Source organism: Bradyrhizobium sp. USDA 4503, from assembly GCF_054055815.1.
This window is the reverse complement of record NZ_JBSRXS010000001.1, coordinates 3,875,917-3,895,679: the sequence shown is the minus strand read 5'-3', so window position 1 is coordinate 3,895,679 and position 19,763 is coordinate 3,875,917. Positions and strand designations below refer to the sequence as shown.

The 19,763-nt window shown below is 64.7% G+C and carries 16 protein-coding genes and 1 pseudogene; 10 read left to right on the top strand and 7 right to left on the bottom strand.

What is annotated here, in order from left to right:
- Positions 1-253 precede the first annotated feature (253 nt).
- Positions 254-1,834, top strand: a complete 1,581-nt coding sequence (locus ACVMIH_RS18925; RefSeq protein ID WP_456862930.1) for an alkaline phosphatase D family protein — start codon at positions 254-256, stop codon at positions 1,832-1,834.
- Between the two features lie 166 nt (positions 1,835-2,000).
- Positions 2,001-2,819 carry an aldo/keto reductase gene (locus tag ACVMIH_RS18920; protein ID WP_057015422.1) on the top strand — a complete coding sequence of 273 codons (819 nt, stop codon included), beginning with the start codon at positions 2,001-2,003 and terminating at the stop codon, positions 2,817-2,819.
- Between the two features lie 69 nt (positions 2,820-2,888).
- On the opposite strand, the gene ACVMIH_RS18915 is transcribed toward ACVMIH_RS18920, so the two are convergent.
- Positions 2,889-3,119, bottom strand: coding sequence for a hypothetical protein (locus tag ACVMIH_RS18915; RefSeq protein ID WP_050387960.1), 231 nt, complete (start codon positions 3,117-3,119; stop codon positions 2,889-2,891).
- 232 nt (positions 3,120-3,351) lie between these two features.
- Here ACVMIH_RS18915 and ACVMIH_RS18910 point away from each other — a divergent pair, with 232 nt between their 5' ends.
- Positions 3,352-4,632 carry an amidohydrolase family protein gene (locus ACVMIH_RS18910; protein WP_456862928.1) on the top strand — a complete coding sequence of 427 codons (1,281 nt, stop codon included), beginning with the start codon at positions 3,352-3,354 and terminating at the stop codon, positions 4,630-4,632.
- A gap of 246 nt (positions 4,633-4,878) precedes the next feature.
- Here ACVMIH_RS18910 and ACVMIH_RS18905 read toward each other — a convergent pair whose 3' ends face one another.
- Positions 4,879-6,117 (bottom strand): aminotransferase-like domain-containing protein, encoded by a 1,239-nt coding sequence (locus tag ACVMIH_RS18905; RefSeq protein WP_456862925.1) that lies wholly within the window; start codon positions 6,115-6,117, stop codon positions 4,879-4,881.
- A 60-nt stretch (positions 6,118-6,177) separates the two neighbouring features.
- Positions 6,178-6,720 carry a DUF3124 domain-containing protein gene (locus tag ACVMIH_RS18900; protein WP_375162624.1) on the bottom strand — a complete coding sequence of 181 codons (543 nt, stop codon included), beginning with the start codon at positions 6,718-6,720 and terminating at the stop codon, positions 6,178-6,180.
- 59 nt (positions 6,721-6,779) lie between these two features.
- Between ACVMIH_RS18900 and ACVMIH_RS18895 the strand changes: the two genes are divergently transcribed.
- The 4 genes from ACVMIH_RS18895 to ACVMIH_RS18880 all read left to right on the top strand — a co-directional run bounded on the left by ACVMIH_RS18895 (position 6,780) and on the right by ACVMIH_RS18880 (position 12,348).
- On the top strand, positions 6,780-8,507 hold the full coding sequence (locus tag ACVMIH_RS18895) for a cation:proton antiporter (RefSeq protein ID WP_253587667.1): 1,728 nt from the start codon (positions 6,780-6,782) through the stop codon (positions 8,505-8,507).
- 262 nt (positions 8,508-8,769) lie between these two features.
- Positions 8,770-9,846, top strand: coding sequence for a 3,4-dihydroxy-2-butanone-4-phosphate synthase (ribB, locus tag ACVMIH_RS18890; protein WP_028334516.1), 1,077 nt, complete (start codon positions 8,770-8,772; stop codon positions 9,844-9,846).
- Positions 9,847-10,015: 169 nt separating this feature from the next.
- On the top strand, positions 10,016-11,230 hold the full coding sequence (locus tag ACVMIH_RS18885) for an acyl-CoA dehydrogenase (RefSeq protein ID WP_028334515.1): 1,215 nt from the start codon (positions 10,016-10,018) through the stop codon (positions 11,228-11,230).
- A 200-nt stretch (positions 11,231-11,430) separates the two neighbouring features.
- Entirely contained in the window at positions 11,431-12,348 is a 918-nt protein-coding gene (locus tag ACVMIH_RS18880; RefSeq protein WP_057015202.1) for an MBL fold metallo-hydrolase, read from the top strand.
- 92 nt (positions 12,349-12,440) lie between these two features.
- On the opposite strand, the gene ACVMIH_RS18875 is transcribed toward ACVMIH_RS18880, so the two are convergent.
- Positions 12,441-13,298, bottom strand: coding sequence for a DUF1499 domain-containing protein (locus ACVMIH_RS18875; protein WP_057015203.1), 858 nt, complete (start codon positions 13,296-13,298; stop codon positions 12,441-12,443).
- Positions 13,299-13,541: 243 nt separating this feature from the next.
- The gene (locus tag ACVMIH_RS18870) at positions 13,542-15,170 is read right to left on the bottom strand and encodes a fatty-acid--CoA ligase (RefSeq protein WP_057015204.1); all 1,629 of its coding nucleotides are present in this window, start codon (positions 15,168-15,170) and stop codon (positions 13,542-13,544) included.
- Positions 15,171-15,246: 76 nt separating this feature from the next.
- Here ACVMIH_RS18870 and ACVMIH_RS18865 point away from each other — a divergent pair.
- A pseudogene (locus ACVMIH_RS18865) lies at positions 15,247-16,447 on the top strand (extensin family protein).
- Between the two features lie 11 nt (positions 16,448-16,458).
- Here the strand turns inward: ACVMIH_RS18865 and ACVMIH_RS18860 are convergent.
- Positions 16,459-17,136: a L,D-transpeptidase gene (locus ACVMIH_RS18860; protein ID WP_057015206.1), complete on the bottom strand. Its 678-nt coding sequence runs from the start codon at positions 17,134-17,136 to the stop codon at positions 16,459-16,461.
- A 338-nt stretch (positions 17,137-17,474) separates the two neighbouring features.
- Between ACVMIH_RS18860 and ACVMIH_RS18855 the strand changes: the two genes are divergently transcribed.
- Both ACVMIH_RS18855 and ACVMIH_RS18850 read left to right on the top strand, forming a co-directional pair.
- Positions 17,475-18,452, top strand: a complete 978-nt coding sequence (locus ACVMIH_RS18855) for a magnesium transporter CorA family protein (protein ID WP_057015269.1) — start codon at positions 17,475-17,477, stop codon at positions 18,450-18,452.
- Positions 18,453-18,582: 130 nt separating this feature from the next.
- Positions 18,583-18,804, top strand: coding sequence for a hypothetical protein (locus ACVMIH_RS18850; RefSeq protein ID WP_063709281.1), 222 nt, complete (start codon positions 18,583-18,585; stop codon positions 18,802-18,804).
- Positions 18,805-18,936: 132 nt separating this feature from the next.
- Here ACVMIH_RS18850 and ACVMIH_RS18845 read toward each other — a convergent pair whose 3' ends face one another.
- Complete coding sequence (locus ACVMIH_RS18845) at positions 18,937-19,689, bottom strand: SDR family NAD(P)-dependent oxidoreductase (protein ID WP_018270354.1); 753 nt, start codon at positions 19,687-19,689, stop codon at positions 18,937-18,939.
- Positions 19,690-19,763: the final 74 nt, after the last annotated feature.

Genomic DNA, 19,763 nt, shown 5'->3' with positions numbered 1-19,763 from the left:
GTGCGAGCGAAGCGAGCCTCGAAGGATGGATCGGCCACGGACGGGCCGTTCATCCTTCGAGACGGCCGCTTCGCGACCTCCTCAGGATGACGGGTTTGGTGCTTGAGCGCTCGATATCCGGGGCCGCCGTCCCAGCAGCCGCCCCCGAGTCATCCCGCCGTCGCAAAACCGTCGGCGGAGAGTCAAGAAACCGTAAGGCCGGAGTCAAGGAGCGCAGGCAAAACCTTCGTTGCGATTCGACGAAGGTTATTCGATGCCGACAGCGAACTCCGCGAGGCGGCGAGGCCTCACCCGGCGCCAGCTTCTGGTGCGCTCGGCGTCGACCGCGGCGCTGGCGGGATTCGGCGCGCTGGCAAGACCGTATCTGAGCCGCGCCGCGGATCGGCCCGCGATTGCGGGCATCCAGTCCGGCGACGTGGCAAGCGATTCCGGTGTCATCTGGGCGCGCGCCGATCGCGCCGCGCGGATGCACATCGAATGCGCCGCGGTCGAAAGCTTCGCCAGCATCCTGCGCACCGTGTCCGCCGATGCGCTGCCCGAGCGCGACTTCACCGCCAAGCTGCTGCTCGACGGCCTGCCGCCGGGCCAGGACCTGTTCTATCGCGTGCGCTTCGAGGACCGCGAGGGCACATCAGGCGAAAGCCGGGTCGGCCATTTCCGAACCGCGCCGGCCGACCGGCGTCCCGTCTCGTTCGTCTGGTCCGGCGACGTCGTCGGGCAGGGCTGGGGCATCGACCCCGCGCGCGGCGGCTTGCGCAGCTACCGCACCATGCTGGACGAGCGTCCGGACTTCTTCATCCATTCCGGCGATCACATCTACGCCGATTGCACGGTGCCGTCGGAGCAGAAACTCCCAAACGGTGAGATCTGGCGCAACATCGTCACCGAGGAGAAATCCGTCGTCGCGCAGAGCCTCGATCAGTTTCGCGGCAACTACAAATACAACTGGCTCGACGAGAGTTTCCGCGCCTTCCACGCCGAGGTGCCGATGTTCGCGCAGTGGGACGACCACGAGGTGGCCGACGACTGGTCGCCACTCGGCACCACCGATGCGACCGGCTATGAGGCGGACGGCAGCTCGCGCCTGGTGGCACGGGCACGCCGCGCCTTCCACGAATTCATGCCCATGCGGCTGATGCCGGAGCGCGATGGCCGCGTCTACCGCAAGATTCCCTACGGGCCGCTGCTCGACGTCTTCATCATCGACATGCGCTCCTATCGCGATTCCAGCTGGAACAAGCAGGGCGATCCGGACCACGCCTGCATCCTCGGCCAGAGCCAGCTCGCCTGGCTGAAGCGGGAGCTGGTGGCGTCGGATGCTGTCTGGAAGGTGATCGCGGCGGATCTGCCGATCGGCCTCGTCAGCCTCGATGCGGTCGCGCTCGGCGACGGGCCGCCCGCGCGGCGCGAGCACGAGATCGCCGATCTGTTGTCCTTCATGAAGCGCGCCGGGGTCCGCAACACGGTGTGGCTCACCGCCGACATGCACTACACCGCCGCGCATCACTATGATCCGAACCGCGCGGTTTTCCAGGAGTTCGAGCCGTTCTGGGAGTTCGTCTCCGGTCCGCTGCATGCCGGCACCTGGTCGCCGGGCGAGCTCGACAACACCTTTGGCCCGAAGGCGATGTACCAGAAGGGCTGCTCGGCCGAGCAGGGCGACAATCTCGCGCCGTGCTTCGAGCTGCAATTCTTCGGCCGCGTCGACATCGACGGCAAGACCGGCGTGATGACGGTGACGCTGAAGGACGTCGACAACCACGACCTCTGGTCGGTCGATATCGAGCCGCGGCCGGACGCGCGGCCCGGCCAGATCATGGCGCAGCACATCTAGCGCCGTCTCTGATCCGTCGCGACATCTTGATTGCCGGCGTCTTGCCCGAGGGCCCGGTTTGCGGGCAGACTGCGTGTCGGCAGTCCTGCCAATTTCATTCCCACGAAACGATTTGCTGGCGTGACGTCGTCGATGGCATCGGCGTCCCACGCGTCAGGAGCTATCCATGGAAAATCTGCAGACACAGGGCATCAGCCTGCCGCAGCTCGGGCTCGGCACCTTCCGCATGCAGGGCGATACCTGCCGCGCGGCGGTCGAGAGCGCGCTTGGGCTCGGCTATCGGCATATCGACACCGCCGAGATGTACGGCAATGAAGAGGCGATCGGGGCGGCGATCGCTGCCTCGAATGTCGCGCGCAGGGACCTGCACGTGACCACCAAGGTCTGGCACGAGAACCTGGCGCCGGATGCGATCCGGACAGCGTTCGACGCCAGCCTGAAGAAGCTGCGGCTCGATCACGTCGATCTCTATCTGGTGCACTGGCCGTCGCGGAGTATGAAGCTGCCTGCCGTCTTCGAGACGCTGATGAAGCTGAGGGAGGAAGGCCGCACCCGCGCGATCGGCGTCGCCAATTTCACCACCGCGCTGCTCAAGACCGTGGTCGAGGACATCAAGGCGCCGATCGCCTGCAACCAGATCGAATATCACGCGATGCTGGACCAGACGCCGGTGCGCAAATATCTCGCCGCGAAATCGATCCCGCTGGTGGCCTATTGTCCGCTCGCCCAGGGCCGCTTCGCCACCGACGAGACGCTGGCGAAAATCGGCAGCAAGCATGATGCGACCGCGGCGCAGGTGGCGCTGAAATGGCTGCTCGATCAGGATGGAGTGGCGGCTATTCCGAAAGCCTCGCGCGCCGAAAGCCAAAAGGCCAATCTCGACGCACTGAAGGTCAAGCTCGACGACGCGGACCGCAAGGCGATTGCGGCGCTGCCCAAGGACATGCGCTGCGTCAATCCGGGGTTTGCGCCGGCGTGGGATTGAGGCCGCTGGCCCTGAGGAAGCAGAAAAGAAAATGGCTCCGTGAGGAGCCATTTTCCGTTGTGTCGGTCCTTAGTAGTGATGACGCTTGATGATCACCGTCCGGTCATGGCCGTGATGCCAGCCATGATGCCAACCGCGATGCCAGCCACGGTCATGGCGCATTTCGGCGCGTGCGCCCCAGCCGCGGTCCCAGTGATGATGACCGCCGTGTCTGATCACGACCGTCTCGGCGCTCGCGATCGACGGAACGGCCACCGCAAGCGCACCAACCGCCGCGAGAACAAAGCCAATCTTTTTCATCTCATCCTCCTCAAATAAGTGAAGAGAAAACCGTGCGGAGATTGAAACGTTCCTCAGGAACCAGAGGAGTTTTCTGAACACTTGTTCAGCAACTGCCTCGAACGCTGCTGCCGTCGCGTGTTGGTGCGCACAACCGATGAGCGAGCGCACGGGCGGCTTTCCCGGCCTTGCCTAACCGCTGCGTCCGACGCATCATCGCGCCATAAAAATCAATGTTCGGGGGGACGTTGCCATGAGCGAATTTTCACGCCGGGATTTTTTGAAAGTGACGGGATCGGCCGCTGCCGCAGCCATCGCGAGGCCGGCCGCTGCGGCGATGGGGCCGGACGACAAGTTCGACCTCGTGATCAAGAACGGCGATGTCATCGATCCCAGCCAGTCGCTGCGCGGCAAGCGCGACATCGGCATCCGCTGGGGCATCATCGAGGCGATCGAAGACGATATCCCGGCTGCTCGCGCCGCCAGGACCATTGACGCGTCGGGCAAGCTCGTGATGCCGGGTCTGGTCGATCTGCACTGCCACGTCTACCCGTACGGATCGGCGATCGGCATTCCCGCCGACGAGCTGGTGCAATTCCAGGGCACCACGACGGTGGTCTCGGCGGGCGACGCCGGCGTCAACAACCTCGCGGCGCTGCGGCGCTTCATCGTCGCGCAATCGCGGGCGCGGATCTACGCCTTCGTCCACATCGCCAACAACGGCCTGTCGGCATTCCCGGTGGCCGAGCTCTACAACATCGACAACGCCCAGGTCGAAGCCTGCGCGATGGCGCTGGCCGAGAACCCCGACTTCCTGATCGGGGTCAAGGTGCGGATGTCGGAAAACGTCATCTTCAAGCACGGCCTCGAGCCGCTGAAGCGCGGCATCCAGGCCTGCGAGATGTGCGGCTGGCCGGCGCGGATGATGGTACATATCGGCGGCGTCGAGACCAGGGAGCTGATGTCCGACATCCTCGATCTGCTACGGCCGGGCGATATCCTGACCCACGCCTATTCCGGCGCGCCGAACATGTCCGGCGCTTTCACCAATATCGTCCAGGAGGGCAAGCTGTTGCCGGCGGCGCTCGCGGCCAAGCAGCGCGGCGTGCTGTTCGACGTCGGCCATGGCGGCGGCAGCTTCGATTTCACGGTGGCCGAAGTCGCGATCCCCGCCGGCTGCGCGGCCGATACGATCTCCTCCGACATCCACGTCTTCTCGGGCAACTCGCCCGGCATTCCGTTCCTGCCGAACGTGATGAGCAAGTTCCTGGCGATGGGCTCGTCGCTGGATCAGGTGGTGGCGATGGCGACCTCGGCGCCGGCGCGGATCATCAACCGGACCCCGAAGGTCGGCACGCTGCAGCGTGGCGCGCCCGGCGACGTCGCGATCATGGATCTCGTCGAAGGCCCGGTCTCCTTCGTCGATACCCGCAACAACAAGCGCGACGGCAATCTGCTGCTAAAGCCGGTGCAGACCGTGGTCAACGGCGTGCCGTTCGGCCGGCCCTATCAGGCGCCGTTCTCGGTGAGGTAGGCGCGCAGATCCGTAGAGCATGATGAGATCAGATCGAATGGCGACCGCAAGCGCGCTGCGCTCCCTCGCCCCGTTCTTACGGGGAGAGGGTTGGGGTGAGGGGCTGCCTCCGCATATCCGGTGATAGCTGAGGTTGCGGAGGCTCCCCCTCACCCGGAACGCATCTGACGATGCGTTCCGACCTCTCCCCGCAGGGGCGAGGTGAATCGGAGTCCGCAACTCGCTTCAGCGCAAAGTCATCATGATCTAGCCGCGCTTCTCCACATTGCTGCTGCGCGCCGGCACGCCGAACTCCTTGCGGCACACCTCGGCCAGCGCGGCAACGCCCTCGCGGATCTGCTCGTGCGAGGGGCTGGCGAAGCAGAGGCGGAGCCGGCTGCCGGTATGGGCCTTGCTGGTCGACCATTCCGGTCCCGGATTGATCGAGACGCCGGCGGCAAGCGCCGCCTGATAGAGCTTCAGCGTGTCGACATTGTCGGGCAGCTTGACCCAGAGGAAGATGCCGCCCTTGGGCGCCTCGAATTCGGCCGCGGTGCCGAACTGCTCGTTCAACGCCTCCATCAGCGTATCGAGCTTGGCGCGCAGGCCCTTGGTCAGGCGCGGCACATGGGTCGAAAAATGCGGTGCGCAATATTCCGCGAGCACCATCTGCTCCAGTGCGCCGGAGCCGGCGTCGGTCTTCAGCGGCAGCATTCGCGACATGATCCCCCAGGGCGCGACGATGAAGCCGACCCGTAGCGCAGGCGCGATCGATTTGGAGAACGAGCCGATATGGATCACGCCGCCATGCTTGCTCATCGCATAGATCGCGGGCGGCCGTTCGCCGTTCCAGATCAAATCGGCATAGCAATCGTCCTCGAAGATCGGCACGCCGTATTCCCTTGACAGCTTCAGCATCCCGGCGCGGCGGCTCTCCGGAAGGATCGAGCCGGTCGGGTTCTGCACTGTCGGGATGGTGTAGATGTATTTCGGCGTGATGCCGCGCCGCTTGTGATCGGCGAGTGCCGCAGCCAGCGCATCGATCCTGATGCCCTCGCCATCGAGGGGAATGCCGACCGCATTGACGCCGAGCCGTGTCAGCCGGTTCAGTGAGCCCTGATAGGTTTCCTGCTCGATCAGCACGGTATCGCCCTTGGCGAGCAAGGTGTGATTGACAAGATCGAGCGCCTGCAGCGAGCCGGAGACGATCATGATCTCGTCCGGCGTGCAGGCAATCCCGGCGTCGCGCTTCAGCTTCTCGGTCAGGAACTGGCGCAGCGGCAGATAGCCCTGCGGCCCGTGCGCGAGATTGTAGGTCGCCAGATTCCTGCCCTCGCGCTTCAACACGGCGTTGACCGCCTCCAGCAGCCCGTCGACCGGGACCTGGTCGGGATCGTTGTTGCCGCCGACGAAGCTGTATTTGGCGAGCCCGGTCCAGCGTGCGGCCGGGGCAGGCAGGCCGGCCGCGAGTAGCGGTGTAAAGTCGAACTGGGCTGAGGTGGACATGGACGTTTCGCTCCGTGTTGTTATCGTTGAGAAGGCCGCGGCAAGCGGCCTTCCATGAGGTTAGTTCTTGCCGACCGGCCGGATCGGCCGGCCCTGGCTGATGAAGGCGTAGTGCCCTGCGCCGACACTGCCGACCATCAAGGCCTCGACCGCCGGTTCCGCGATCTCGCCGGCGGCCGCCCAATCGACCACGAAATTCGCGCCGGTGCCGCCGCGGGTATCGGTCGTGGCGATCGCGACCTCGACGGTCGCAAACGGTTTTAGCGCGACCGGCGATTTAAGGTAGCTCTCCACCATCTTGCCTGATGTGTCGAAATAGGCGATCCGCTTCAGCACCAGCGGCTTCGTCTCGGAGGCGTTGTGCACGCTGAGCGTCACCGAAAAATCGGCCCTGAGCTTGCCCTGGCTCATCGACACGCTGGAATACACCGGCACGTAGAATGCACCGGAGGCGGTGAGGCCCTCCGATGGCACCGTCGTCAACGAGTTCGCGAAATTTTGTTCAATACTTGCCGAGGATTGTGCTAGCGCCTCTGACATGCGCACGGTGAGCAGGCAGAGCAAAACTGCGAGAAAAATGCCGCCTGCGCGGATGTGACACATTGCTCGGTTGATCCTCACGCCCGGCCCTCTAGGTTGCGGCAACAGGAAGTCTTTGACGCATGCATGAACTGATTCCCGATATCACGCTCTGTATCCTGTTTGCCTGGGGGATTGGGCTGCTCGCCCACTTCTCCCGGCAACCGCTGATACTGGCCTACCTTATCGCCGGCTTTTTCATTGGTCCATTCGGCATGGGCTGGGTCAAGTCCCAGGAATCGATCAGCGTCATCTCCGAGCTCGGCCTGATCTTCATGCTGTTCATGATCGGGCTGGAAATCGACCTCAAGAAGATCATCCGTGCCGGCAAGGTCATCCTGTTCGCGGGAGCCGGCGAGCTGATCGGCGGCTGCCTGATCGGCGTGGCGTTCTTTGCCGCTATCGGGCTTGCGGTCGGCGGCGGCAAGTTCGACGCGATCTATCTCTGCGTCGCCTGCTCGTTGTCGTCGACCGTGATCATCGTCAAGGTGCTCTACGAGAAGCGCGAGCTGGATACGCTGCCGGGCCGCATCACGCTCGGCGTGTTGGTGCTGCAGGACATCTTCGCGATCCTGTTCCTGGCGGTGCAGCCGAGCCTCGACAATCTGCAGATCAGCGTCGTGCTGTTGTCGATTGCCCGCGTCGCGGTGCTGGTCGCGACCGCGCTGGTGCTGAGCCGCTACGTGCTGCCGCGGCTGTTCCACCAGATCGCGCGGCGGCCCGAGCTCGTGCTGCTCGGCGCGCTCGCCTGGTGCTTCCTGATCGGCGAGATCGCCGAGCGGCTGCATCTGTCGCGCGAGATGGGCTCGCTGGTCGCCGGCGTCTCGATCTCGACCTTTCCCTATGCGCTCGACGTCACCGCCAAGGTCACGACGCTGCGGGATTTCTTCATCACGCTGTTCTTTGTCGCGCTCGGCATGACGATCCCGATTCCGGGCCTCTCGGTGATCTGGCTTGCGCTCGTCATCGCGGCCTTCACGGTGGCGAGCCGCCTGATCACGACGTTCACGCCGCTCTATCTGATGAAGCAGGGCCTGCGCGCCAGCCTGCTGCCGGCGATCAACCTGGCGCAGATCTCCGAGTTCTCGCTGGTCGTGATCCAGACCGGCGTCGCCGCCAACCACATCGGAACCGAAACCGCGAGTGCGGCCTCGTTCGCCTTCGTCGTGCTGGCGGTGCTCTCGACCTTCGCGATGGGGCGCAGCGACCAGATCGTGCGCGGCCTGATTGGTCCGTTGAAGCGGATCGGGCTGCGCGACCTCGACCAGGAAGGCCGCGGCGAGGCCGGGCACGAGGACGGACATGGCGAGATCCGGCGCATCGTCATCCTCGGCTTTTTCCGCGCGGCGAGCGCGCTGATCAGCCAGATCGAGCGGCAGAACCAGTCGCTGCTCGAGCAGATCAGCGTGATCGATTTCAACCCGCTGGTGTTCCGCACGCTGTCCGACCGCGGCATGCATGTGATCTATGGCGACATCAGCAATGTCGACACCCTGGTTCATGCCGGCATCGGCAAGGCCGAGATCATCATCCTGAGCGTGCCGGATTTCCTCTTGGTCGGCGCCGACAATGAGAAGTTGGTGCGCCACGTCCGCGCCCTCAATCCGACCGCGCGGATCGTTGCCACCGCGGACCTGTTGACCGGCGTCGACGACCTCTACAGCGCCGGCGCCGACTACGTGACGGTGACCCGGCTCAGCGACGCCGGCGAGCTCTATTCCGTGATCGAGGCGGCCGACGCCGGTCTGCTCGACGACAAGCGCGCCGAACTGGACGCACAGCTCAGCGACCGGCGCGAGGTGCTGCCGTAACGCCGGTCTCAAGGCTGTCCATCACCTCTCCCCATCGGGGAGAGGTCGATTTGCGCAGCGGGTGAGGGGCTCGAGTCCCACGAGAGGGCTGAACCCTCACCCGGATCGCATCGAGCGATGCGATCCGACCTCTCCCTTTGGGAGAGGTGAAATCTCCCCTCCTGGTATCCCTGCCGGATGCATGGCGGGTTGCATAATGATACTGGCGCTGACATCGGAACCCGGCTAATCCACTGCCTGCATATAGCGAGATGTCAGGACAATGGCCGATACGATCCAGGAAGTGCTGCAAGCCTTTGCGAAGGGTGAACTCGTCGTCGTCACCGACGATGACGACCGGGAAGGCGAGGGCGATTTGATCGTCGCGGCGTCGTTCTGTACGGCGGAGAAGATGGCTTTCATCATCCGCCACACCTCCGGCATCGTCTGCGCGCCGATCACCACCGAGGATGCCCGCCGGCTGCGGCTCGACCCGATGGTGGCGCACAACGAGTCCAACCACACCACCGCCTTCACGGTCTCGATCGACTACAAGCCCGATGGTGGCACCGGCATCTCGGCCGAGGAACGCGCCTCCTGCTGCCGCGCGCTCGCCAATCCCAATGCCGGCGCCAATGATTTCGCGCGTCCCGGCCACATCTTCCCGCTGATCGCGCGCGACGGCGGCGTGCTGCTGCGCTCCGGCCACACCGAGGCGGCGGTCGATCTGTGCCGGCTCTCCGGCCTGCCGCCGGTAGGCGTCATCAGCGAGCTGATGAACGACGATGGAACCGTGATGAAGGGCGAGCAGGTCGCCAAATTCGCCGCCGCCCACAAGCTCAAGCATGTCACGATCGCGGACATGATCGCCTATCGCCAGGCGCGCGAGAAGCTGATCGAACGGGTCGCGACCTTCACCACCGAAAGCCCGATCGGCCCGCTGCAGGGCTACGCCTATCGCTCGCCGTTCGACGAGATCATGCATGCCGCCTTCGTCTATAACGGCATCGGCGACGGCCGGGACGTGCTGACGCGGCTGCACAAGCCGAACATCGTGAAAGACCTGTTCACCGGGCCGGCGCGAATGGAAGCCGTGCTGCGGCATTTCAAGGATGCCGGCCGCGGCGTGCTGGTATATCTGCGCGATGGTGCCGCCGGTGTTCCGGTCGAGCCGGTTGGCGAGCAGAAGACGGCGGAGGCCGATCGCCACAGGCAGTGGCGCGAGGTCGGCGTCGGCGCACAGATCCTGCGTGATCTCGGCGTCACCTCGATCCGGCACCTGACTTCGTCGGTGCATGACTACAAGGGATTGTCAGGTTTCGGCATCGAGATCGTGTCGAATGAGAAGCTGGAGACCTGACGTCAGTCATTCCGGGGCGCGCGATAGCGCGAACCCGGAATCTCGAGATTCCGGGTTCGATGCTGACGCATCGCCCCGGAATGACGAAGGTCCCAATTCAATTGCGCTTCGCAGCATAGCGCTTTAATTTATCCGCCAATTTCCGATAGACGATGCGAAAGGATGTTTCATGAGCGTGCGCCCCCAGGCCAAGGACAAGCCGGCTGCCGCCAGCTTCCAGTGGGATGATCCGTTCCTGCTCGACGACCAGCTCACCGAAGACGAGCGCCTGATCCGCGACACTGCGCGGGCCTATGCGCAGGACAAGCTGCTGCCGCGGGTCACCAAGGCCTATCTGGAAGAGAAAACCGACCGCGAGATCTTCAACGAAATGGGCGAGCTCGGCCTGATCGGCGTGACGCTGCCCGAGGAATATGGCTGCGCCAATGCGAGCTACGTGGCCTATGGCCTCGTGGCGCGCGAGATCGAGCGCGTCGATAGCGGCTATCGCTCGATGAACTCGGTGCAGTCGTCGCTGGTGATGTATCCGATCTACGCCTATGGCGACGAAAACCAGCGCAAGAAATATCTACCCAAGCTCGCGACCGGCGAATGGGTCGGCTGCTTCGGCCTGACCGAGCCGGATGCCGGTTCCGATCCCGGCGGCATGAAGACCCGCGCCGAGAAGGTCGCCGACGGCTACAAGCTCAACGGCGCCAAGATGTGGATCTCGAACGCGCCGATCGCCGACGTGTTCGTGGTGTGGGCCAAGTCGGCTGCGCACGACAACCAGATCCGCGGCTTCATTCTCGAGAAGGGCATGAAGGGCCTGTCGGCGCCGAAGGTCGGCGGCAAGCTGTCGCTGCGCGCCTCGATCACCGGCGAGATCGTGCTCGACAATGTGGTGGTGCCGGAAAGCGCGCTGCTGCCCAACGTCTCCGGCCTCAAGGGCCCGTTCGGCTGCCTCAACCGCGCCCGCTACGGCATCTCCTGGGGCGCATTGGGCGCTGCCGAGGACTGCATGCACCGCGCGCGGCAATACACGCTCGACCGCAAGCAGTTTGGCCGGCCGCTCGCCGCCACCCAGCTGGTGCAGAAGAAGCTCGCCGACATGGAGACCGAGATCGCGCTCGGCCTGCAGGCCTCGTTGCGCGTCGGCCGCCTGATGGACGAGGGCAAGATGGCCCCTGAGATGATCTCGATCGTCAAGCGCAACAATTGCGGCAAGTCGCTCGACATCGCCCGCATGGCGCGCGACATGCACGGCGGCAACGGCATCCAGATCGAGTATCACGTGATGCGTCACGCCGCGAACCTCGAGACGGTCAACACCTATGAGGGCACGCACGACGTCCATGCGCTGATCCTCGGCCGCGCGATCACCGGCATCCAGGCGTTCTCGTAAGGGCGCTTGCTCGTCATTCCGGGGCGCGCCAACCGAACTCAGGTTTACCCGAGTTCGGCAGATCTTAAATGTCCAAGTCGGCAACAGCCGATTTGGACGGCGCGAACCCGGAATCTCGCGCCGCGTTCCTTTCCCTTCTTTCGAGATTCCGGGTCTGGCCCTGCGGGCCATCCCGGAATGACGATGCAGAGAAAATCCCCATGGCCGACAACGACGACATCCCGTTCAACCGCGACTTTCCGCTGAAGCCCGGCGTGGTCGAACAGGTTCGCCCCGGCGTTCGCCGTGTCCTCTGCAACAATCCGAGCCCGTTCACCTTCACCGGCACGGTCAGCTACATCGTGGGCGAGGGGAAGGTCGCGATCATCGATCCCGGTCCCGACGACGAGGCGCATGCCAAGGCGCTGCTCGATGCGGTCAAGGGCGAGACCGTGACGCATATCCTGGTCACCCATACCCATCGCGACCATTCGCCGAACACGCCGCGGATCAAGGCCGCGACCGGCGCGCCGGTCTATGCCGAGGGGCCGCACCGCGCCTCGCGGCCGCGCTTCGAGAGCGAAAAGCACAATCCGGAATCCGGCGCCGACCGCGATTTCCGACCCGACGTGCAGGTCAAGCACGGCGACGTCATCGAGGGCGCTGGCTTTGCGCTGGAGGCGGTCGCGACCCCCGGCCACACCGCCAACCATCTGGCGTTCGCCTGGGCCGAGCGCAGCATCAATTTCGTCGGCGATCATGTGATGGGCTGGTCGACCTCGATCGTGGCGCCGCCGGACGGCTCGATGATCGATTACATGGCCTCGCTGGAGCGGCTGGAACAGCGGCCCGAGCAGCTGTATTTCTCCGGCCACGGCCCGGAGATTCCGGAGGGCCCGCGCTACGTCCGCTTCCTGGCGCGGCATCGCCGGGCGCGCGAGGCGTCGATCCTGCATCGTCTCGGCAAGGGCGAGGCCGACATTCCAACCATGGTGCGGGCGATCTATATCGGGCTCGATCCGCGGCTCGCCAATGCCGCCGGCTATTCGGTGCTGGCGCATCTGGAGGACCTGGTCGCACGCGGCGTCGTGGCGACGGACGGCGATCCCGTGATCGGCGGGACGTACCGATTGGCCTAGTTCGTCATTCCGGGATGGTGCCAAGCACCAGACCCGGAATCTCGAGATTCCGGGTTCATCGCTGCGCGATGCCCCGGAATGACGCTACCGCGTCACTTCTTCACCGTCTTCGCCGGCGGCGCCTTTGGCGCGACAGGCGCCGCCTTCTTCGCCGGCTTGGCATTGTCGTTCTCGGCCGCGCTGTTGAGGTCTTCGATCAGCTTCTTGACGCGGGCGGCGTTGCTGCCGAGATCGGTGTCGAAATAGCGCGACGCCGAGCGGATATCGACGCGGGAGTCCTCGTCGTCAGGCGTGACCCGGATCGAGACGTCCTCGCGGAAACCCATGATCGGCGTCCGCGCTACCGCCTCGATGCGGCCGATGCGGCGCGGCGGCTGCGGCGCGCGCGCGTCGATGACGAGCCATTTGCGGCGGTTCACCAGCCGCAGCGTCAGCTCATAGGCGCGGTCGACCGGGGTTTCGAGCTCGACGGTTTCGATATCGGGATAGGCCGCGCGCTGCCGCTCGGCCGAATAGAGGCCGGCATAGGCGGCAGGATTGGTGCCTTCCCCGGTGCGCAGCCGCGCCAGCGCCTCGAATTTCGGCGGGTCGATCGCGTCGGTGGTGACGTCGTAAATCCGCGGCAGCTTGCGGTACTGATAGATGAGGTAGGCCGGGTAGGCGAGGATCGCCGCGTCGATCAGCAGCGCGAGCAGGATCCGGCCCATGCCGCGGGTGCCGTTCTGCCAGATCGCGGCAAAGGCGGCCAGCCCGAGCAGGATCGACAGGCCGGCCAGGCCCAGCGCGCCGAAGAAGGTCGCCAGCGCCGGCTTGACCTCCAGGAACCCGAAGCGGACGATCAGGATCGAGACCACCACCGCGACGACGGAGAAGATGGCGAGGTTGCGCGACCAGGTGGCGAGACCGGACACGGGCTCCTGCTGGTAGGGAGCGGAAAACCTGCGCGCCATCGTCGAAAAATCTGCCGGTTGAGATGTCCTCAGGCGACCTCGGCCGCCGCGATCAGTCGTGTGAGACCACGGACCTGCGGCGAATTCAAGGGATTTGGGCTTTACCCCGAATCGTCATGGCCGCGCATAGCCGTCCGAAGGACGGCGTCGCTTGCGCTCGCCTATGACCCGGCCATCCATGTCTTGCCGCACGATGAAGTCGTGGATGCCCGGGTCAAGCCCGGGCATGACGAGCGTTTGTTTTCACGCCGCGGCGGTCGGGAACGTGTAATCCTTGAATTGGTCGCGCAGCGCCGTCTTCAGGATCTTGCCGGTCGCGGTGTGGGGAATGCCGTCGACGAAGGCGACGTCGTCGGGCATCCACCATTTGGCGATCTTGCCGTCCATGAACTTCAGGATGTCCTCGCGCGTGGCACTCTGGCCCTGCTTGAGTTGCACGATCAGCAGCGGCCGCTCATCCCATTTGGGGTGATGGACACCGATCACGGCGGCTTCCGCGACCGCCGGATGGCCGACCGCGAGGTTCTCGAGATCGATCGAGGAGATCCATTCGCCGCCGGACTTGATCACGTCCTTGGAGCGGTCGGTGATCCGCATGTAGCCGTGCTCGTCCATCGTCGAGACGTCGCCGGTGTCGAAATAGCCGGCATCGTCGAGGATGTTGCTGTCGACCCGGAAATAGGCCTTGGCGATCGCCGGGCCCGAAACCTTGAGACGGCCGAAGGTCTTGCCGTCCCACGGCAGCTCCTTGCCGGCATCGTCGGTGATCTTCATCTCGACGCCGAACGGCGGATAGCCCTGGGTCTGCAGGATGTCGAGCCGCTCCTCGCCGGTGCGCTCGGTAAACGGTGGCTTCAACGTCGCCAGCGTGCCGAGCGGGCTCATCTCGGTCATGCCCCAGGCGTGGCGCACCTGGCTGCCCATGTCGAGGAACGCCTGGATCATCGAGCGTGGCATCGCCGACCCGCCGCAGATCACCATCTGCAGATCCGGCAGCTTGACGTTGTTGGCGGCCATGTATTGCAGCAGCATCAGCCACACCGTCGGCACGCCGGCGGTGTGCGTGACCTTCTCGGTCGACAGCAACTCGTACACCGAGGCGCCGTCGAGCTTCGGGCCCGGCATCACGAGCTTGGTGCCCATCGACGGCGCGGAGAAGGCGATGCCCCAGCTGTTGGCATGGAACAAGGGGACCACCGGAAGCATTGTGTCCGACGCGGAGGTGCCGAGCGCGTCCTTCGAATTGGCCATCAGCGCGTGCAACACGTTGGAGCGGTGCGAATAAAGTACACCCTTGGGATCGCCCGTCGTGCCGGAGGTGTAGCACATCGCCGCCGCGGTGTTCTCGTCGAAGGTCTTCCACTCGAACTTGCCGTCGGATGCCGCGATCCAGTCCTCATAGGCGACCGCGTTCTTCAGCGTGGTCTGCGGCATGTGCGCCTTGTCGGTCAGCACCACGTAGCGCTCGACGCTCGGCAGCTGGCCTGCGATCTTCTCCAGCACCGGAACGAAGGTGAGGTCGGTGATGACGATGCGGTCCTGGGCGTGGTTGACGATCCAGGCGATCTGCTCCGGAAACAGGCGCGGATTGACCGTATGGCAGATCGCGCCGATCCCCATGATGCCGTACCAGACCTCGAGGTGGCGCCAGGTGTTCCAGGCTATGGTGGCGACGCGGTCGCCGAGCTTGATGCCGTCACGTTCCAGGCTCTGCGAGACCTTCAGTGCGCGGGTGTGGATCTGGGCGTAGGTGGTGCGATGAATGGGGCCTTCGACCGACCGCGTCACGACTTCCTGTGTGCCGTGATATTTGGCGGCGTGCTCAATAATCTTGTGACACAGCAAGGGCCAATCTTGCATCAAACCAAGCATACGCGAATCCCTCCTCGATCCTCACACATGATCCGCCGGCATCTTGGACGGCCGGCAGTAAAATCATGGAACTGACATGAACTTTAGCGCGGAGAAAGCAAGCCGAAAATGGCCTGTTGGCGCGTTTCGTCGCGGGGGCGCGGCAATGGTTACCGCCGCCGCCGTGCTGCTTTGCCTTGGCATGCAAGCAGGCCCCGCCGAGGCCGCCCGCCGCGCGCCCAGCTTTCCGTGGGACGATCTGTTCGGCACCCGGCCGCAAAGGCCGCATAAGGCAGCCCGCCGCTCAGCGGTGCCGCTGCCGAAGCCACGCCCGGCTGAGGCGCCGGCGGCAGCTCACGCGCCGGCGGCAACCGAGCCCGAACCTCCCGCAGCCGGGACGCAGTCTCCGGCCGCGCCTGCCGAGGCGGCCAAGCCCAGCGAGACGGCCAAGCCCGCTGATGCCGCCAAGCCGGCCGAGCCCGCCGCGCCGCAGCTTTCGGCCTGCCGGCAGGCGCTGACCGAGGAGATCGCGATCGCCCCGAGCATTCCGGATATCCACGGCGCCGGGGGCTGCGGCGGCGAGGATCTGGTGCGGCTCGAGGCGATCGTGCTAGCGGACAAGCGCATGGTCGCGGTCAAGCCCGCCGCGATCCTCCGCTGCAAGATGGCCGCTGCGGTCGCCGACTGGGTCCGCACCGATATCGCGCCGCTCGCGCAGAGCCTCGGGGGCGGGATCAGCAATCTCGACAATTTCGACTCGTTCGAGTGCCGCGGCCGCAATCGGGTCGCCGGAGCGCAGCTCTCCGAGCACGGCCGCGCCAATGCGCTCGACGTCCGCGCGCTCGGTCTCGCCAACGGCAAGTCGATCTCGCTGACCGACCGCAGCGTGCCGCGGACCTTGCGCGAGACCGTGCTGCATTCGGTCTGTGCCCGCTTCTCCACGGTGCTCGGTCCGGGCTCGGACTGGTACCACGAGGACCACATCCATCTCGACCTGATCGAGCGTCGCAACAATTACCGGATCTGCCAGTGGAACGTGGACGGACGACCCGCTGCCGCAGGTCGCGCCGCTGTTGCCGGCCGAGCGCCCCGAAGAGGCGCCGCCGCGCGAGGTCGCTGCCAAATCCAACGCGCCGAAAGCGGACACATCCAAAGCTGACCACGGCAAGTCTGACACCGGCAAGTCTGGCACCGGCAAGCCGAACGCCACAAAATCAGATGATGCGGGCGCGCCCGACCGCAGTGCCGAGACCAAACCGCAGCCGACAAAAAAGCGCCGGCAAAGCCGGCGCTTTTGATCGCGATTGGATCAGTAGGTCGTGCCGCCGCCGCCCTGCAGCGCCATCTGCGGCTTGTAGGGCGAGTCGCCGTGCTTCGGCTCCAGCACCACGACGATGGTGCCGAGCTTGACGCGGTTGTAGAGGTCGATGACGTCCTCGTTGGTCATGCGGATGCAGCCCGAGGAGATCGACGCGCCGATATATTCCGGCTGGTTGGTGCCGTGGATGCGGAACAGCGTGTCCTTGCCGCCCGAATAGAGATACATCGCGCGCGAGCCCATCGGATTGTCCGGGCCCGGGGCCACGAAGGTCGGGACGCCGAGGCGCGAGATTTCGCCGGGGGTCGGGTGCCAGGCCGGCCATTCGGTCATGCTGCCGACCTTGGCGATGCCGGACCAGGCCATGGCTTCCTCGCCGACAGTGATGCCGTAGCGGATCGCCTTGCCGTCGTTCAGCACGTAATAGAGGTAATGGTTGTCGGAATCGACCACGATCGAGCCGGGGGCTTCCTTGCGGTGATACTCGACGATGGCGCGGCGGAACGGTTCAGCGACCGGCGTCTTGACGTAAGTGGTCTTGGCCAGGAGTTCCTTGTCACGCGGCTTGAAGTTCGCGGTGTTGGTTGCCTCATAGGTTGTGGCCTGCATGCAGCCTGACAACATCAGGCCCGCGGCCAGAATCCCGAGGGTAACTTTGAGCGATGACATGATTACATTCCAATCGAAAATCCGCGCCCGAAAGCGCCACTATTACGCCCCAAACGCCACGATTCCATTAGCGGCATTATTGCCGAAAGGTGCCATTATTCCCAGACTTTAGATGCCTTTCCCGCATCGCGGGACGCTGTCTGTGGCTTTTTTGCCGCAACTGTTCTGGTGCCGGGTTGGTTTTTGTGCAAACAGGCAACGGTCGACGAGTCGGCGTCACGTCGCTGCCGCCTGGCCGCCACAAGTATGGATGCCCGGTTAATACCCCGGTCATGAAGCGCCCCCCAGAATCGCGCTAAGTCGGCGGGTCCTGCCAGCCCTGTTTCGTGGAGTTCGTGATGCTGTCGGTGTTCGTTCCGTCCGAGTTTTCGCTCAAGAAGGCCACCGCGACGGACCTCGGCGCGCTGCCCGAGGGAGCGGTCTGGGTCGATCTGGTGAATCCGACCGTGGAGGAGGACCGGGCGGTCGAGAAGCTCGCGGGGATCGCGGTGCCGACCCGGGAAGACATGCAGGAGATCGAGATCTCCAGCCGCCTCTATATCGAGAACAGCGCGCGCTACATGACCGCGACGCTGATGTGCCAGTCCGACACCGACATGCCGCGCACCACGGCGGTGACCTTCATCCTCACCGGTCATCGGCTGGTGACGGTGCGCTACGACCTGCCGAAGCCGTTCGCGCTGGTCGAGAACAAGCTGGCGCGCGCCTGTTCCCCCAGCATCACCGGGGAGCAGGTGCTGATGGAACTGCTGGACGCGGTGATCGACCGTTGCGCCGACATTCTGGAGCGCTGCGGGGCCGATATCGACCAGGTGTCCCACGACATCTTCGAGCCGGAGAGCGAGCGCCACGGCCACGCCAAGCAATATTCGCAGATTCTGATCGCGATCGGCCGCAAGGGCGACCTGACCTCGAAGGTTCGCGAAAGCCTGGTCTCGATCGGCCGCCTCGTCACCTTCCTCTCCGCGGTGGTCGAGGGCGTGAAATGGTCCAAGGACATGCGCGAGCAGCTCAAGACCATGCAGCGTGACGTGGCCTCACTGACCGACCACGCCTCCTATCTCTCCAACAAGATCACCTTCGTGCTCGACGCCATGCTCGGCGTGGTCAATCTGGAACAGAACAACATCATCAAGCTGTTCTCGGTGATGGCGGTGGTCTTGATGCCGCCGACGCTGATCGCCTCGATCTACGGCATGAATTTCAAGGTGATGCCGGAACTCGAATGGGCGCACGGCTATCCGTATGCACTGGTGCTGATGCTGATCGCGGCGATCGTGCCGTACTGGATCTTCAAGTGGAAGAAGTGGCTGTAGACCGGTTCCACGCGTCGCGTTTTGGGACGCGCTTCCTGCCTTATTTCCTCTGCTAAAATTTGAGCGTTGCGCTGAACGTTTGGGCGAAACTTGTCTGCGATAACGCCCGCCTCGAAGCCGGAGGACAGCAATGGTTGAGAAGATCATAACGCCACGGCGTAACGTCATCGACTTTGCGCGCTATCAACAGGACCGCGCAGCAGGCAAGGTGCAGGCGATCTCGCCGAGACTTTGCCGTTACTGTGGCGCTGCGTTGCTGGATGGCGAGGACGAAGACGAATGCTCCAGCGCGCTGAACGACGTCGCGCTGCGGCAGCCCGAGAAGAAGTCGCGTCGGTTCTACGCAGACTAGAGGCCGAAGCCTCGGAGGCAGAAGCCTCGTTTGCGTTGTTACGCCTGCAAGTGAAGCAATCCCAATGACGGCCGCGGCGGCGGCCGGGATCGCCTCAAAACTTCCTTCCCCGAAATACGGCTCTTCCCAAGCTCAGACGTGCTGACCACCGTTGATGTGGATCTCCGCACCGTTCACGTAAGAGCTGGTCTCCGTGCAGAGAACGTAGATGATCTTGGCGACCTCGTCCGGCGTGCCGAGGCGATGCATCGGGATCTGCTGGTCGACGATCTTCTCGGTGCCCGGCGACAGGATCGAGGTATCGATCTCGCCCGGCGCGATCGCGTTGACGCGGACGCCGACGCGGCCGAAGTCCGATGCCATCTCGCGCGTCAGCGCCGCGAGCGCGGCCTTCGACGTCGCATAGGCCGCGCCGGCAAACGGATGCACGCGCGAGCCGGCGATCGAGGTGACGTTCACCACCGCGCCCTTGGCGTGTTTCAACTCCTCGATCAGCCCGCGCGCGATCATGATCGGTGCGAAGAAGTTGACGTGGAAGACGTGGGTCCAGGTCTCGATGTCGGTGTCCATGGTGCCGAGCCGGCCGCCGCCCGCAGCCTTCGGCGAGATCGCGGCGTTGTTGACCAGCGCGTGCAGTTCATCGTTCTCGAGCCGCCTGCGGATCTCGGAGATCGCGCGCACGGTGTCGTCATGGCTGCCGAGGTCGACCTCGATGTGGTCTTCCGGCCCGGCGCCCCAGGGGCAGACCTCGGGAAACGCATGCCGCGACAGGGTGATGACGCGCCAGCCGGCGGACGAGAACCGGATCGCGGTGGCATGGCCGATGCCGCGGCTTGCGCCGGTCAGAAGCAGCGTGCGCCGCGGCGCATTGGATGGGTGGGGCATCGACGGTTTCTTTCGTTTTCGTCATGCGCGGCGGCGTGCCGGGCATCCACGCCTTCGAACGACTTGGGATGACT

What these genes read in the sequence shown, in the direction of transcription:
- ACVMIH_RS18875 (WP_057015203.1), bottom strand. Translation starts at nt 13,298, where the DNA reads ATGGCGCGCAGGTTTTCCGCTCCCTACCAGCAGGAGCCCGTGTCCGGT.
- ACVMIH_RS18900 (WP_375162624.1), bottom strand. Translation starts at nt 6,720, where the DNA reads ATGTGTCACATCCGCGCAGGCGGCATTTTTCTCGCAGTTTTGCTCTGC.
- ACVMIH_RS18885 (WP_028334515.1), top strand. Translation starts at nt 10,016, where the DNA reads ATGAGCGTGCGCCCCCAGGCCAAGGACAAGCCGGCTGCCGCCAGCTTC.
- ACVMIH_RS18860 (WP_057015206.1), bottom strand. Translation starts at nt 17,136, where the DNA reads ATGTCATCGCTCAAAGTTACCCTCGGGATTCTGGCCGCGGGCCTGATG.
- ACVMIH_RS18855 (WP_057015269.1), top strand. Translation starts at nt 17,475, where the DNA reads ATGCTGTCGGTGTTCGTTCCGTCCGAGTTTTCGCTCAAGAAGGCCACC.
- ACVMIH_RS18880 (WP_057015202.1), top strand. Translation starts at nt 11,431, where the DNA reads ATGGCCGACAACGACGACATCCCGTTCAACCGCGACTTTCCGCTGAAG.
- ACVMIH_RS18895 (WP_253587667.1), top strand. Translation starts at nt 6,780, where the DNA reads ATGCATGAACTGATTCCCGATATCACGCTCTGTATCCTGTTTGCCTGG.
- ACVMIH_RS18905 (WP_456862925.1), bottom strand. Translation starts at nt 6,117, where the DNA reads ATGTCCACCTCAGCCCAGTTCGACTTTACACCGCTACTCGCGGCCGGC.
- ACVMIH_RS18845 (WP_018270354.1), bottom strand. Translation starts at nt 19,689, where the DNA reads ATGCCCCACCCATCCAATGCGCCGCGGCGCACGCTGCTTCTGACCGGC.
- ACVMIH_RS18870 (WP_057015204.1), bottom strand. Translation starts at nt 15,170, where the DNA reads ATGCTTGGTTTGATGCAAGATTGGCCCTTGCTGTGTCACAAGATTATT.
- ACVMIH_RS18915 (WP_050387960.1), bottom strand. Translation starts at nt 3,119, where the DNA reads ATGAAAAAGATTGGCTTTGTTCTCGCGGCGGTTGGTGCGCTTGCGGTG.
- ACVMIH_RS18925 (WP_456862930.1), top strand. Translation starts at nt 254, where the DNA reads ATGCCGACAGCGAACTCCGCGAGGCGGCGAGGCCTCACCCGGCGCCAG.
- ribB (WP_028334516.1), top strand. Translation starts at nt 8,770, where the DNA reads ATGGCCGATACGATCCAGGAAGTGCTGCAAGCCTTTGCGAAGGGTGAA.
- ACVMIH_RS18910 (WP_456862928.1), top strand. Translation starts at nt 3,352, where the DNA reads ATGAGCGAATTTTCACGCCGGGATTTTTTGAAAGTGACGGGATCGGCC.
- ACVMIH_RS18850 (WP_063709281.1), top strand. Translation starts at nt 18,583, where the DNA reads ATGGTTGAGAAGATCATAACGCCACGGCGTAACGTCATCGACTTTGCG.
- ACVMIH_RS18920 (WP_057015422.1), top strand. Translation starts at nt 2,001, where the DNA reads ATGGAAAATCTGCAGACACAGGGCATCAGCCTGCCGCAGCTCGGGCTC.